The organism is Nocardia uniformis NBRC 13702, assembly GCF_001613345.1.
In the GTDB taxonomy this organism is placed as follows: Bacteria; Actinomycetota; Actinomycetes; order Mycobacteriales; family Mycobacteriaceae; genus Nocardia; species Nocardia uniformis.
This window is the reverse complement of the sequence record NZ_BDCE01000001.1, coordinates 22,303-36,579: the sequence shown is the minus strand read 5'-3', so window position 1 is coordinate 36,579 and position 14,277 is coordinate 22,303. Positions and strand designations below refer to the sequence as shown.

Genomic DNA, 14,277 nt, shown 5'->3' with positions numbered 1-14,277 from the left:
CCGGGCGATTGCCCGGGGTGAGGCGGGCGGCTATGCGGGTGAGGCGGGTGGCTGTGCGGCCGGGTGAGTTTGGCGGTTATGCGGCCGGGGTGCGGCGGCTATGCGGCCGGCTGATCGGGGTCTTCGAGAGGTTTGCGGCGGCGGGTCGGGAGGGCGGCCACGCCGACGGCGATGATGCCGATGAGGGCGGGGAGTTGGACCCACAGGGATCCGCCCATATAGCCGGTGGGGGAGCGCCACGGGCCGGTGGAGAGGGCGGCGGCCGAGATGGCGGTGCCGCCGGTGGCCAAGGCGACCAGGATGCGGTCCCAGTTGCGGGGGCGGACCCGATCGGCGACGAGAGCCGTTGCGGTGAGCACGATTGCGGTCGGTCCGGAGATCAGGGTCGCGGCCGCGGTGAGACCGAGCGCGCTGACCGTGCGGCTGCGCCAGGTGCGCGGAGCCGGGTCGTCGGCGGCCGAGCTGGAATGCGGTTCGTCGCGACGAACACGCGGCCCCCGTAGTGCGAGCAGCACCAGGGGAATCAGCAGGAGTAGTCCGCCGAAGATGGCCAGGCGGTACCAGCGGTCGGCGGGGAACGAGATGGTGATCGGTCCCTCTGTCCCGGACGGAACCAGCCAGGCCTGCTGCCAGCCGTCGATCACCACCGGCTCCAGGGCGGTGTCGTCGGCGGTGCGGGCCTGCCACCCCACATTGGTGCTCAGCGGCAGCACCAGCAGTCGGGTGCCGGCGGCGGCCCGAACCCCTGTGGATACCTGGGGATCGTTCGCGGTGCCGCCGGATTGCGAGGGCAGCAGATCCGAGTCCGGTGCGAACCGGTCCAGGCGCAGCTCGTCCACGAAGAACAATTCGGTCGGCGCGACGGTCACATCCACCCGGCCCGCGGGCAGAATGATCGAATCATCGTTCGCCCCGGGCGCTTCACCCTCGGAGCTGAGTTCGGGGAGCGCGGCCGCGACCTCGTCGGCCGTGCACACGCGCGCGGGCAGTGGTGCGCCGGAACGCAATTCGGCGGCGGTGCCGGTCACCGTGGTGTGTACGGTGCGTCCCGCGAAGACAATGGTCGGGCCGTGGGCGCAGTCGATGGTGATGGGCCGGTTCGGATCGGCGGGCGGCGGGTAATCGGGTCCGAGCACATTCACCTCGGCCAGGCCCGGAGACTGCTCCTGGGCGAAACCCAGTGCGGTGCGGTCGAGTACCGGCTCCCAGGTGTGCATGCTGAGTTCGATGCGGTCGGTGACGCTCGGGTGCAGCTCGATACGGGTGGGGACGCCGGCCTCGGGGTCGACCTCGCGCACCTGGGGGCCGTCGCCGAGGTTTATCGAGAGGGCGGTGGGGTGGGCCGGGAGGCTGCCGAGCGAGGGGGTTACGTCGAGCCCGGTCACCAGGGTGGGTTCGGGTAGCTCGATGACCAGGGTGGGTTTGGCCCCGAGTTGATTGCGGACCGCGGTTTCCGGTGCGGTCCAGCTGGTGCGCGGGTCGCCGTCGGTGGCGGCGAGGGCCGAGCCGCGCGGGTCGGCGACATCGGCGCGACCGCGGGCGGTGGGGCGCGCCGGGTCGCTGAGCGTGGTCTCCAGGGCGGGGCCGGGCCGGGTGCGGACGATGAGATCCGGTGTCACCGCGAGCGCTTCGGGCACGGTCAGGGTGCGCTCGAATACCCCGGGCTCCTCAGCGGCCAGGACGAGGGCCTTATTGCATCGGACCCGGTCCGGGGAGTCGAAACAGGCGGTGCGGCCGGGGAATTCCTGCCCGAGCCGCCAGCCTTCCACCTGCGCGCCGGATGGGGTGGGCGGCAGCACCGTGCGGTGGCGGATATCGACGGCCACGGGTTCATCGCGCGTGGCGAAGTCATTGAGGGTGAGTTCGCTGATCCCGAACTGTCCGCCCCTGCTGCCGTTGTCGGTCTGAGTGGCGGTGATTTTGATCCAGTGCGTTTTGCCGGGCGGCAGCGAGATATTCACCGGCGTACCGGGTTCGGGAATACGCGCCGACACCGTCCCCTTGGCGGTGGCCACCTCCAGCCACTTGATCGGTGCTCCGATCGCGGCCCCGCTGGTGGTTATGCGCAGTGCTCCGGAGCTGATCGGCTGATCGAGATCCAGTCGCAGCCACTGTCCGATGGCGTACTGGGTGCCATTGCTGATCCAGGCGGTGCTGGGATCGCCGTCCACCACCGCGGCGGTGGAACTGCCCGGCGCGGCCCCGCCGAGCTGAGTGGCGTCGGCGGCCGAACTGGAGACGGTGACGGTGGCGCCGGACCATTCACCGTGGACGAGTTCGGCACCGGGCACCGGATAGTCGGGCACCTGGTTGTAGGTGCGGCGCGGGTCGCCCGGTGCGCGCACCGCGGAATTGTGGTTGTCGACGCGGCCGAAGTCGGTCTCCCGGTCCATCGGGGTATCGGTGATGGTGACCGTGTCGACGGGTAGTTCGGCGGTCGCGGCATCCGCGGCGAGCAAGGTTGGGCCGTAGGGCGTTTCGGGATCGCGCTGCAATCGCTCCAGCACTTCGGGGCCGCCCTGCACCACGGGCACGCTGTCGAGTGGCACCGTGTACGCGCCGGGGAAGGAGCCGGGTGCGCCCACGCCGCCGCGTAGGTCGGCGGGTGTTCCGATCTGACGGTTCTGCACTCGATAGATCTCGATGGCCGGGTATTCGGGCTGTAGGTCGGCATCGGCGACCAGTCCGTTCACCTGTGTGGCCTTCACCGGATCGCCGAACTCGGCGACCTTGGACAGTCCCGGTGATCCTTCGATCGCCTGGTGCGCCAGTATCGGTCGCGTGGACCGCGAGGTTTCCGGGTCGAGATCATTGCGCAGCACCAGAATTCCGATGCCCTGTTCGGCGAGCGTGGCCGCGAGCCCCGCCGACGGTCGCCCGTCGGCAATGAGTCGCTGTACCGAATCCATGGCTCGAATCGCGCCGGGTGGGTTGAGCGGCACCGAATCTCGTACCGCCCAGGGCGTGCTCGCCAAGGCCTGCAAGGGTTCGTCGCGGGTCAATCCCCACACCTGGCTGCCGAACGGCGCTCCGGGAACCACCAGCGCGCGCGTATCGGAAGCATTGTCGGACAACCAATCCGCCGTCTGCTGCCAGTACCGCGGCACCCGGTCGTAATCGCCGCGCGGCGCGAGCTTCCCGGTCCACGCCAGCGAGGTGGACAATGTCAGCGCGGTGAGGATGAGCGCCGCCACCGCGACCATCCGATTGCGCTCCGGATGCGCGAAGGCGCTGCGCCACACCGGCAGCGGCACGGATGCGGGCAGCGGCACCCGGCTCAGCAGATGTGCCAGTCCCAGCACGAGCGGTAACCGGATGAGCGGCTCCAGCTTGTGCACATTCCGCAGCGGTGCGCCCCCGGTGTCGAGGAAGAGCCGGACCTGCTCGGCGAACGGCCCACCCAATTGGCCCGCGTATCCAGCGCAGATCCCGACCAGCCCGACACACAGAATCAGCGCCAGTCGCCCCCGGCCCGGCATGGACTTCAATGCCAGCCCGGCCATCCCCGCCGCGGCCAACATCCCCGTGGCCAGTACCGCGGCAGGCTGGGTAACCAGCACCGCCCCCGCGATCCGCTCCGGAGATACGAATGGCGTCCAGCTATCGGTCCCGCGCAGTACCTCTCCGAGCGACGCCCACTGCGTGGTCACCCCCGACGATTCGATGAAGTCCAGGAACGGCGGACTCACCTTGCCGAGGAGCAGCAGCGGCACCACCCACCAGAAGGTGGCCAGCACCAGCAGGGGAATCCATGCGCGGGTAAACCGCCACCACCGCCGATTCGGCTTGTACGCGATCCACCACAGCGCGGCGGGCAGGAACGCGGCCGCCGTGGCGACAGCGTTCACCGAACCCATCAGCGCCAGCGCCAGCGCACTCGCGGCGGGGGTGGTGGCGTGGCCCCACGTTCGACGGGTACGTCCGGTGGTGTCGCTGTTTCGCCGGTCGCGGGCATTGCCAGGCCGAAGCGCATCGCGTGCGGCCGTGACCCATCCGGTCACCGTTCGTGTGAGCCCAGCGGCACCCGGTGCGGGGCCGCTGTGTGGGACGCCGCCCTCGGCGACGCCAGGATCGCTCGGCATGGCGAGAGGAGGGGCGGACGGACCCCCGTCGGCAGCGGAATCGCTGGGCGCGATGTCACTGTTGTCGGCGTCGGGCCGTTGGCGCTCGGGTCTGACCGCATCACCCTCGACGTCGTCCGGATCGGGTCTGCCGACCCGTCGCGTGCGGACGGCCACCCCGAGCGCCGCCGGAGCCAGCAGCACCCACGGCGCGAGCATCATCGGCAAGGTTTCCGACGAAATCGATCCGAGGGTGGTCAGGACGCGCGGGGACAGCGCGAAGGCGGTCGCGGCGATCACCCGGGAGCCGCGGCTGCCGATGCCGAGGATCTCGCAGAGGCGGATGATGCCCCAGAATCCGGCGAGCAGCAGCAGCGCCCACCAAATGCGCTGGGTTACCCAGGCGGGTAGGCCGAGCACATGTCCGAGGGAGAAGAACGACCCGTGTGGGAAGAAGTACCCGTAGGCCTGGTTCTGCACCTGCCCCATGGGCGCCTGTGAATTCCACAGGTGCGAGGCGCGCGCGAGGAAGCCGAGCGGGTTCTGCGCCAGGTCGTATTTGGTATCGGCGACGGTGCGGCCGGGCGCCTGCAGGAAGGTGAGCAGGAACGCCGCGACCACGGTGCCGATCATCCAGCGGCGACCCAGCGGTGCGGTGGCCGAGGACCGGTCGGTTAGACCGGTTTCGGCGGAATCAGGTGACGGCAGGTTCAGCGAGCGCCGTACTCGACGTTATTGAGTAGCGAGGACGAGGCATCGCCACTGCGGTCGATATCCGGGCGCGAGTTCTGGCTCGCCGCCATCGTCACGAGCAGCACAGCGACCAGTCCGAGCAGGGCTCCACCGGCAGCGCTCGCTACACCAGGGACGGCAAACTTCATCGCGGTACTCCCATACATCGGCATGCGTAACTCCGAGCCAACCTAGCAGGTCGGTGCCCCGGAGGCCGACACGTGCGTACCGGTTGCCCGGTTGCGACACCCACGACGTCTCTTCCGTGGGTGTCGGGCGGCCCCTTCGACCCGGCGGGCGGCACTGTCGCCAGCCTCGATCAGGGTGCCGCGAGAGCGACTCGATCGACAGTTCGCAGCCTGCCCGACGTACTCACACGGCCGGTGCGGAGTGTGGGACGGCGCAGGCTGACGAGCTGGCCAACGCCGTGCAGCGTGGTGCCGAGAGTGCCGCACGTTCATGGCGAACCGCCCCGTCGTCCCGGCGCGCTTCTTGGCCGGGATCCACACCGTGTGGCACGCACTTTCGGGTGTGGATTCCGGCCACAAGCACGCCGGAATGACGAGGGGTGTGCCGCGTAGAGCTTCCGACCAGGCGCTTCGTGTGGCGCTCACGGCGGTCCTGCTCGTGGCGGGATCGGCTGCGCCGAAACCGGCTCCGTCGCACGGTCGGCCGACTTCTCCGATTGGGTCATGCTCGGCCTGCTCACCGAGGCCATCATCTGCTTGGTCTACCCCGGAGGCCAGGGGGAGCGGTGGAGGTGGCACCTACCCGGTCTGCAGGCCGAGAGCTGGCGGCTAGTGCCGGTTACGTCCAACGGCACGCCGGAATGACGGGAGTGAGTACGCCGCGAACGTTGGTGGACACCGCACCAGCGCCAGCTGGCAGATTCCCGGCCGCGCACTGCCGCCGATGCCGTGTCCGGCTCGATGGGTGGACCTACCCGGGCACCCGGCAGTGCAGGCCGCCGAGGAAGGTGCGGAGTTTGGCGCTGGTCTCGTCCAGCTCCGCCTGGGGGTCGGAGGCGGCGACTATGCCGCCGCCGCCGAACGCGCGCAGGGTGCGTCCGTCGGCGGAGAGTTCGGCGCAGCGGATGGCGACCACCCATTCACCGTCGCCGTGGGCATCGCACCAGCCGACCGCGCCGCCGTAGAAGCCGCGGTCCTCCTCGAGGTCGGTAATGGTGTCGAGGGCGAGGGGAGTGGGGGTGCCGCAGACGGCGGGGGTGGGGTGCAGCAGGACGGCGAGGTCGAGGGCGGTGGTGGCCGGGTCGCGGAGACGGCCGGTAATGGGGGTGGCGAGGTGCCATACCTCGTGGGTGTTGATGATCTCGGGGCCGTCGGGGATGGACAGTTCATCGCATACCGGGGTGAGCTGCTCGCGAATCCAGTCGATCACGTAGGCGTGTTCTTCGCGATTCTTACTGCTGGACAGTAGCTCTCGGGCCTGCGCGGCATCGGCGTCCGGATCGGCCAGTCGCGGCAGTGTCCCGGCCAGCGGGCGCAAGGTGACCGTGCGGTCGTGTCGCGCGACCAGTACCTCGGGGGTGGCGCCGATCAGGGTGTCGCCGGGCCGTCCGGCGGGAGTCAGGTCCACGGCGAAAACATTCGCCCGGGGATGGCGAGTAATGAGATGTGCGGCAACGACTTCCGGTTCCAGTGGCGCCCCGGCTCCGGCGATGAGCGAGCGCGCCGCGACCACCTTGCGCAGCGGCTCCTCCGGATCGGCGAGCTGCTTCACCAGCTTGGCCACGCGCGCCATATGCTCTGCCGCGCTGGGTATCTCGCTGACCACCCGTACCTCGGGCAGCTCCGGCAGGGCGGCGGGCCGCCAGGGTCCGGCGGTGTGCAGGGCCCGCTCGGGCACGATCAGCGCGGCCGGTCGCCGCGGATCGAAAGCCAGCGCCCCGACAATGACCTCGGCCCCGTCCCGCAGTGCCGACGCGGCAGCGCCGACCTCATCGAAGGCCGCGCGGGTACCGGTGGTGCGTACGACCCCACCGGGAGTGGCGAGCAGGAATCCGTCCATGGTGTTTCCGACGATAGTCCGCGCACGCGGCGCTGCCGCGGGAGAGCGATGAAGCTCTCAGCGCGCGTGGCCGCTCCGCTCCGGCCCGCCGTCCAGGCCCGCGGCGCCGCTACGTGATTGGCTGCCGAGGGTGCCGCGGCGCTATTTCTGTTCCCCTACCGGTGGCACCAGGAACACCGGCCGATGGCAGTGTTTGAGTACCGCGTCCGCGACGCTGGAGTGCAGTAATGCCTTTATTCCGGTGGCCCCGCGCGTCCCCGCCACAATAATGTCCACATCCAACTCGTCGGCCACATCGACGATGGCATTCCAGATGGTGGTGGTGCATTCGACCGTGCGCGCCTCGGCATTGAGCCCGGCCAGTTCCGCCAGTTTCAGTCCCTCGGCATTGATGGTCTTGGCGTCGGTGAAGGCGATGTCCTCGATTTCGTCATCGGTCACCCAGTCCGGCTGCATCACCCCGGATATCCCGGTCAGTCGCGCCGCCTGCCGGACCATGGGCTCCCAGGCGGTGAGTACCACCGCCCGGTTCGCGGTGAGGAACCGTCCCGCGTATTCCACGGCCCGCCGGGCATTCTCGGACCCGTCGTAGGCGATGAGCATCTGATCGCATGGCATGACGAACCTCCTGGTAGGAGCGTCGGGCTCACCCTGAGGTTACCCTGAACAACGGTGATCGGAGCGGACACCGGCAGACCAGGATATGAACGCGCCGAATCATCGGCGCGACGAAGGAGCCGCAAATCAAATACTGTTTGCGAACGATTCACCCGAATTGCCGGTGTGGGGACGGGCTGCGGGCTTCACTGGCAGGTGTCGGCCTTCCGCCGATGATCGACATCGCCGTCGCTGTACTTCTAGCCGATAGGTGTGTGGATTGCGGTTGGAGGAACTGACCACTCCCCAGGATTGGGCGAACGTTTACCGAGCCCTGTTCGGGTTACCTCATGTCCATGTCACGACCCCCGGCTTCGTGGTGCTCTCGCTGGTCGACACCATCGCCGCCCTCAATACCCCGGAATCATTGGGCGCGTTGATATTCGACGAACTGTCCGTACGCGGCGTCCCCGGCCCGGTGCTGGTGCGCGAAAACCCGCCCCGCCGAACATTTCTGGCGGTATTCGACGGTTATCCGCAACCGGAATGCGTAGAACAGCTGGAGCGCGGCAGCGTTGATATCGGCCCGCATCGCAGCAATGTGATCCTGCCGACCGGCTTCGGACGCCACACCGTCGAGGGCCGCTGGTGGGCCCGCCCACCCCAGCGCGACGAATCCCTACCGCTGCTGTCGGAGGTGCTGTCCGCCGCGAAAGCGGTGCTGTAGCGAGTGCGAGGCGGTGGCCGGAAACGGCGGCGGGCGGTGCCCGATCCGTCGTATGCGGATCGGGCACCGCCCGCCATGCGCCTGACTACCGGCGCGAGGTGTTACCGGATGTCTAGCGCTCCACGATCGCGACGACACCCTGGCCGCCCGCGGCGCAGATGGAGATGAGGGCGCGGCCCCCGCCCTTCTCCTCCAGCAGCTTGGCGGTCTGGGCGATGATGCGGCCGCCGGTCGCGGCGAACGGGTGGCCCGCGGCGAGGGAGGAACCATTGACATTGAGCTTGCCGCGGTCGATGGACCCCAGTGCGCTGTCCAGGCCCAGACGCTCCTTGCAGTACTGGTCCGACTCCCACGCCTGCAGGGTGGCGAGCACCACGGAGGCGAAGGCCTCGTGGATCTCGTAGTAGTCGAAGTCCTGCAGCTTCAGGCCGTTTCGGGCCAGCAGGCGCGGCACCGCGTAGGTCGGGGCCATGAGCAGCCCGTCCGGACCGTGGATGTAATCGACGGCGGCGACCTCGGAGTCCACCAGGTAGGCGAGGGGCTTCAGGTTGCGCGAGGCCGCCCACTCCTCCGAGCCGAGCAGCACCGCGGAGGCACCGTCGGTCAGCGGGGTGGAGTTGCCCGCGGTCATGGTGGCGTCGCCCAGCTTGGTGCCGAAGACCGGCTTCAGGGTGGACAGCTTCTCGACGGTCGAGCCCGGACGCAGGTTGTCGTCGCGGGTCAACCCGAGGAACGGCGTCACGAGGTCGTCGAAGAACCCACGGTCGTAGGCGGCCGCCATATTCTTGTGTGACAGGTAGGCCAGCTCGTCCTGGGCCTCCCGGGCAATGGCGAATTCCTTGGCGGTGATGGCGGCGTGCTCACCCATCGACAGTCCGGTGCGCGGTTCGGCATTGCGCGGAATCTCGATACCCACCATGGACGGACGCAGGCGACCGACCAGCTTGGCGTAATCCTTGTTGTTCTTGGCGCGGTTGGCGTCGAGCATCCACTCGCGCATCGACTCGCTCACGCCGATCGGCGCGTCGGAGGTGGTGTCGGTACCGCCGCCGATACCGGACTCGATGCGGCCCAGGGCGATCGCGTCACCGACCGTCACGATGGATTGCAGGCCGGTGCCGCACGCCAGCTGCAGATCGTAGGCGGAGGTGTACGGAGACAGGGTGCCGCCGAGCACGCTTTCGCGGATCATGCCGTGCTCGCCGACGCGCTTGAGCACCGCACCGCCGACCACCATGCCGAGGCGCTCACCCTGCAGTCCGTAGCGGGCGACCAAGCCGTTCAGCGCGGCGGTGAACATGTCCTGGTTGGAAGCGTGCGCGTACTTGCCGTCGGAACGGGCGAACGGAATACGGTTGCCACCCAGGATCGCAACGGGGCGAGCCTGCTTGCCGGTCTTTGCCGCGGGCTTCGCCGAACGGGCTTTGGTTGTCACTCGATTCTCCAGTGTCTGATCGGGGATGTCCGGCACGCCCGGTCCCGGAGGACCGACGCCGATTGGTTTACATTAAACTTACTCCGGAGTAAGTTCATTGTCGACACCGCACCCTCGTATGTGCTCGAGACCGCGTTCGGGCCTGAGCGCACACATCGGGGCGGAGGATGGCATGAGACGGACAATCAAGGCGCAGGCCCGCCGGGCCGAAGCTCCGAAGGGCCCTCCAGGGGGTTCGGGGAAAGCCCCTGAGAGTCCCGAGAGTTGGACCGACCACATACGAGAAGAGAAGGTAGGAATAGTGGCTGCCAGCAAGAGCAAGGGCGCTCCCAACCTGTACGGAACGTTCATCCACTCCGCGCCGGGAGCGTTCCTGGCCAGCAAGCTGGGTCTGCCGCAGCCGGAGACCCTGCGTCGCTACCAGGCGGGCGAGCCCGCCCTTCCCGGCCCGGTCCTGGTGGGCGGCAAGGGCCGCGTCGCCGATACCGTGCGAAACCTGCTGTCGGACTACACCTTCGTGGACGGCGTCACCCAGGGGGTGAAGTTCGGCGGACTGGTCTTCGACGCCACCGGCCTGCGCACCATCGAAGATCTGGAACAGCTCTTCGAGTTCTTCCAGCCCGCCATGCGCAGCATCGCCCCCAGCGGTCGCGTGCTGGTCATCGGCACCACCCCCGAGCTGAGCGCGTCCGTGGACGAGCAGATCGCCCAGCGCGCCCTCGAGGGCTTCACCCGCTCGATCGGCAAGGAGCTGCTGCGCGGCGCCACCGCCAACCTGGTCTACCTGCACCCGGAGGCCGCGACCGCCGCCACCGGCCTGGAGTCCACCCTGCGCTTCATCCTCTCCGGCAAGTCGGCCTTCGTCGACGGCCAGGTGTTCCGCGTCGGCAAGGACGACTCCACCGCCCCGGCCTCGTGGGATAAGCCCCTCGCCGGCAAGGTCGCCGTGGTCACCGGTGCCGCCCGCGGAATCGGCGCGACCATCGCCGAGGTATTCGCCCGGGACGGCGCGACCGTGATCGTCGCCGATATCCCGGCCGCCGGTGAGGCGCTGTCGGAGACCGCCAACAAGGTCGGCGCGACCGCGCTGGCGCTGGACGTCACCGCTCCCGACGCCGCCGACAAGCTGGCCGAATTCGCCACCGAGCGCTTCGGCGGTATCGATATTGTCGTGCACAATGCCGGTATCACCCGCGACAAGCTGCTCGCCAATATGGACGAGGGCCGCTGGAACTCGGTCATCAATGTGAACCTGGCAGCGCCGCACCGCATTACCGAGGGCCTCGTCGCCAAGGGCGCGCTCAAGGAGGGCGGCCGTGTGATCGATGTGTCCTCCATCGCCGGTATCGCCGGCAACCGTGGCCAGACCAACTACGGCGCCTCCAAGGCCGGCGTTATCGGCATGGTGAACGCGGAAGCTCCGAAGCTGGCGGAGAAGGGCATCACCATCAATGCCGTCGCGCCGGGCTTCATCGAAACCGCCATGACCGCCGCGGTGCCGCTGCCCACCCGTGAGGCGGGTCGCCTGATGAGCTCGCTGCTGCAGGGCGGCCAGACCGTCGACGTGGCCGAGACCATCGCCTACTTCGCCTCCCCGGCCTCGAATGCGGTGAGCGGCAATATTGTTCGCGTGTGCGGGCAGAGCCTGATCGGAGCATGATGACCGAGACCATTACGCTCACCGAAACACCGAAGAACAGCAGCCTTTTCGTCAAGGCCGCCCTCGGAGCCCTTCCGGTGCCGGGCCTTTCGGCGCGTCCGTCGACCCTGCCCGACCGGGTCGTCGAACTGCGGGGTTTGCAGGTGGATCCGGATCATCTGGCCGCCTACTGCCGGGCGACGGGGCTGCGTTTCAACGATTCGCTGCCGCTCACCTACCCGTTCATCCTCAGCTTCCCGCTGGCGATGCAGCTGGTGGTGGCCCGCGACTTCCCGTTCGTCGCGGTGGGTGCGGTGCACGCGCAGAATGTCATCGAGCGCACCCGCGAGATCTCGGTGGCCGAGCCACTGGACTTCGAAACCCATATCGAGAATCTGCGTGAGCATCCGAAGGGCCTGCTCGTGGATGCGATCACCGAGGTGAACGTCGGCCGCGAACTGGTGTGGCGTCAGGTCACCACCTTCCTGCACCAGCAGCGCACCTCGCTCTCCGGTGGGCCGAAGCCCGAGCCCAAGCCGGACGAGGTACCGCCGCCGCCCATGCGCACCACCCGCGTGGATCAGAAGATGATCAACCGATACGCCGCGGCGTCGGGTGACCACAATCCGATCCACACGTCGGCCCTGGGCGCGAAGGCTTTCGGATTCCCGAAGCCGATTGCCCACGGAATGTGGTCGGCTGCGAATATCCTCAGCAATATCGAGGGTCGCGTCCCCGCCCAGACCACCTACGACGTGAAGTTCGGGAAGCCGATCTTCCTGCCCTCCACGGTGAACGTCTATGCCGACCAGGTGGCCGATGGCTGGGATCTGGCACTTCGCCACCCGAAGAAGGGTTACCCGCACCTGACCGCTACGCTGCGTTGAGTTATCGGGCAACCGGGTTCGCGCCCGATTGCCCGATGCGAAGCTCGACCCCAAGACCGGGGGACCGGAGCCGCGCACCAGTTCACGACCGTATGTAGGCTCGCAGGGGTATCGACATCCGGGACCGCGAATAGGTGTGCGGCTCTGTGGTTTTCGGCAGCCATCGCATTCCGGCCGGTGGCGGTCGCCACACGCCGGAATGACGGACGGTGCTCGTATCCCGCTAGTCCGGCTTGCGGCCCGCGAGACCGCGCCAGGCGAGGTTGTCGAGTAGGTCCACGGCCTCACTGACCGCGATTTCCGCGTTGGCGACGCGGTCGGCGATGGCCTCGCCCGCACCGATTACGGCGACGGAGACGATTTCGAAGTTCGTCCCCGGCTCGGCGTATTTGGCACTGGATTCCAGCAGTTTGGCGGTGAGCTTGATGATGGTGTCACGGCTGTTGGCGATATCCGGTGCGAACGGCTGCTGGTTCAGCGCCTGCCGGAAGAGCACCTGCCAGGACCCGCGGTTGTTGTCCACGTAGGAGAGAAAAGCCTCCAGGCCCGCGCGCAATTGTTCGTGCGGGGTCAGCTTCGGGTTGCCCGCGACCCCGACCGCCTCGATGAACCGCATGCTCTCGCGATGGATGCAGGCGCGGAACAACTCGTCCTTGGAGCCGTAGTACAGGTACAGCATCGGCTTGGAGATCTTGGCCTCTGCGGCGATCGCGTCCATGGAGGTGTCGTGATACCCCTTGTGCGAGAACACGATTACGGCGGCGTCCAGCATCTGCTGCTCACGAACCGCCCTGGGTAGCCGTTTCGTTCCGCCTGCCATCCACTCTCCTAGGACATGTCGAAGCCCTTATCTTACTCCAAGGTAAGTTCCGCGAGCACAAATTGCCGGTGATTCGCTCACAGGTGTACACATTTGTGCCAACGCGGGCTGTCCGACATCCCGCTGGCCGGGACTCAGCAGCGCGGTGCGGCGCCCTTGTACTTTGCCATGCGAAGTACCGAGGCATCCACCTGGCTACCCGGCAGGCGGCCACCGGCCACCGCCTGCTCCAGCTGATCGAGGACCTGGGTCACGGCATCGGTGGTAATCCACAGGGCATTGTCGGCCCCTGCGACCAGGGCCGCTTCCACCGCGTCCGCGATATTCATGCGCGCGGTAATGGCCGCCATTCCGCCCAGATCGTCGGTGAAGATCACACCGTCGAAGGGTGCCGCGCCGTAGCCGGTGCCCTGCCGCAGCAGTGTCATCACCTCCGGGCTGATGCTGGCGGGCACATCCGGGGTGGTGAGGCCTGGAACATCCAAATGTCCGATCATGACTGCCGCGCCCGAGCCGACGAGTTCGCGATACGGCACCAGATCGCTGTTCTGCAGCTGCTCCAGCGGCGGGGTGCGTACCGCGTCGGTGTGCGAATCGCCGGATCCGGAGCCGTGCCCCGGGAAATGCTTCAGAACGGTGCCGACGCCGGCCTCCTGCATGGCTCGAACGAACGCGCTCGCGTACTCGGTGACCACCGCCGGATCGTCGGAGTAGGAACGGTCGCCGATCACCGAATCATCGGGCTGGCTGCTGACATCCACATCAGGTGCGAAATCTACGGTAACCCCGAGCGCCTTCATCTTCTGCCCGCGCTCCAGGCTGAACTGGTAGTACTCGTCCACGGTCATGGTCTGCCCCTGCGCGATCTCGCGCGCCGACGGTGCGTAACCGATGAGATCCTTCAGCCGTGAGACCCGCCCGCCCTCTTCGTCGACCGTCACCATGAGCGGTGTCCGCGCCGCGGCCGTCACCCTGTCGATCTGCCCCTGTCCCAACATCGCCTTATCGGTCCACCCCCCGACGAAAATCCCACCCACCTGCTCGGTCCGAACCACATTCTCGGCATCCGCCGCCCCCGTAACGCCCACGGTCAGCAACTGCGCCAACTTCTGCCGCTGGGTGAACTGCGCGAGATACCCGGCGGCGCAATCCTGTTGCTGCGGCGTGGTGGTAACGGCCGAGGTCGGATCGGTGGAACCCGTGGTAGTGGACGTTTTGTCAGCCGATGTCCCGCCACCACCGGAACAGGCCGTCAAAACGACCGCGGTCATCGCGAGCACGATCCCAGGGAAGATGCGCATGCCCCGACGGTAGCCGCAGCGTGCACCGCCGCCTACCCCGACACCCGTCG

General features: G+C 68.0%; 10 protein-coding genes. 3 read left to right on the top strand and 7 right to left on the bottom strand.

Going from position 1 to position 14,277, the window contains the following annotated elements:
- Positions 1–98: 98 nt before the first annotated feature.
- From NU1_RS00155 to NU1_RS00140, 4 genes are all read right to left on the bottom strand, one after another.
- A complete protein-coding gene (locus NU1_RS00155; protein ID WP_084520837.1) occupies positions 99–4,694 on the bottom strand; it encodes an alpha-(1->3)-arabinofuranosyltransferase in 4,596 nt (1,531 codons plus the stop codon).
- Between the two features lie 77 nt (positions 4,695–4,771).
- Positions 4,772–4,942 (bottom strand): DUF2613 domain-containing protein, encoded by a 171-nt coding sequence (locus NU1_RS00150; RefSeq protein ID WP_081592797.1) that lies wholly within the window; start codon positions 4,940–4,942, stop codon positions 4,772–4,774.
- Between the two features lie 790 nt (positions 4,943–5,732).
- Entirely contained in the window at positions 5,733–6,821 is a 1,089-nt protein-coding gene (locus tag NU1_RS00145) for an isochorismate synthase (RefSeq protein ID WP_067516040.1), read from the bottom strand.
- A gap of 141 nt (positions 6,822–6,962) precedes the next feature.
- Positions 6,963–7,439 (bottom strand): universal stress protein, encoded by a 477-nt coding sequence (locus tag NU1_RS00140; RefSeq protein WP_067516038.1) that lies wholly within the window; start codon positions 7,437–7,439, stop codon positions 6,963–6,965.
- A gap of 259 nt (positions 7,440–7,698) precedes the next feature.
- Here NU1_RS00140 and NU1_RS00135 point away from each other — a divergent pair, with 259 nt between their 5' ends.
- The gene (locus NU1_RS00135; RefSeq protein ID WP_157551901.1) at positions 7,699–8,145 is read left to right on the top strand and encodes a hypothetical protein; all 447 of its coding nucleotides are present in this window, start codon (positions 7,699–7,701) and stop codon (positions 8,143–8,145) included.
- A gap of 112 nt (positions 8,146–8,257) precedes the next feature.
- On the opposite strand, the gene NU1_RS00130 is transcribed toward NU1_RS00135, so the two are convergent.
- Positions 8,258–9,580 carry an acetyl-CoA C-acetyltransferase gene (locus tag NU1_RS00130; protein ID WP_067516047.1) on the bottom strand — a complete coding sequence of 441 codons (1,323 nt, stop codon included), beginning with the start codon at positions 9,578–9,580 and terminating at the stop codon, positions 8,258–8,260.
- Between the two features lie 301 nt (positions 9,581–9,881).
- Here NU1_RS00130 and NU1_RS00125 point away from each other — a divergent pair, with 301 nt between their 5' ends.
- Positions 9,882–11,240, top strand: coding sequence for a 3-oxoacyl-ACP reductase (locus NU1_RS00125; protein WP_067516033.1), 1,359 nt, complete (start codon positions 9,882–9,884; stop codon positions 11,238–11,240).
- Positions 11,240–12,106: a MaoC family dehydratase gene (locus NU1_RS00120; RefSeq protein WP_084520838.1), complete on the top strand. Its 867-nt coding sequence runs from the start codon at positions 11,240–11,242 to the stop codon at positions 12,104–12,106. The genes NU1_RS00125 and NU1_RS00120 overlap by 1 nt, the downstream gene beginning before the upstream one ends.
- A 223-nt stretch (positions 12,107–12,329) precedes the next feature.
- Here NU1_RS00120 and NU1_RS00115 read toward each other — a convergent pair whose 3' ends face one another.
- Together NU1_RS00115 and NU1_RS00110 are read right to left on the bottom strand one after the other, a co-directional pair.
- The gene (locus NU1_RS00115; RefSeq protein WP_067516030.1) at positions 12,330–12,926 is read right to left on the bottom strand and encodes a TetR/AcrR family transcriptional regulator; all 597 of its coding nucleotides are present in this window, start codon (positions 12,924–12,926) and stop codon (positions 12,330–12,332) included.
- 134 nt (positions 12,927–13,060) lie between these two features.
- The gene (locus NU1_RS00110; protein WP_067516029.1) at positions 13,061–14,227 is read right to left on the bottom strand and encodes a glycoside hydrolase family 3 N-terminal domain-containing protein; all 1,167 of its coding nucleotides are present in this window, start codon (positions 14,225–14,227) and stop codon (positions 13,061–13,063) included.
- Between the last annotated feature and the right edge of the window lie 50 nt (positions 14,228–14,277).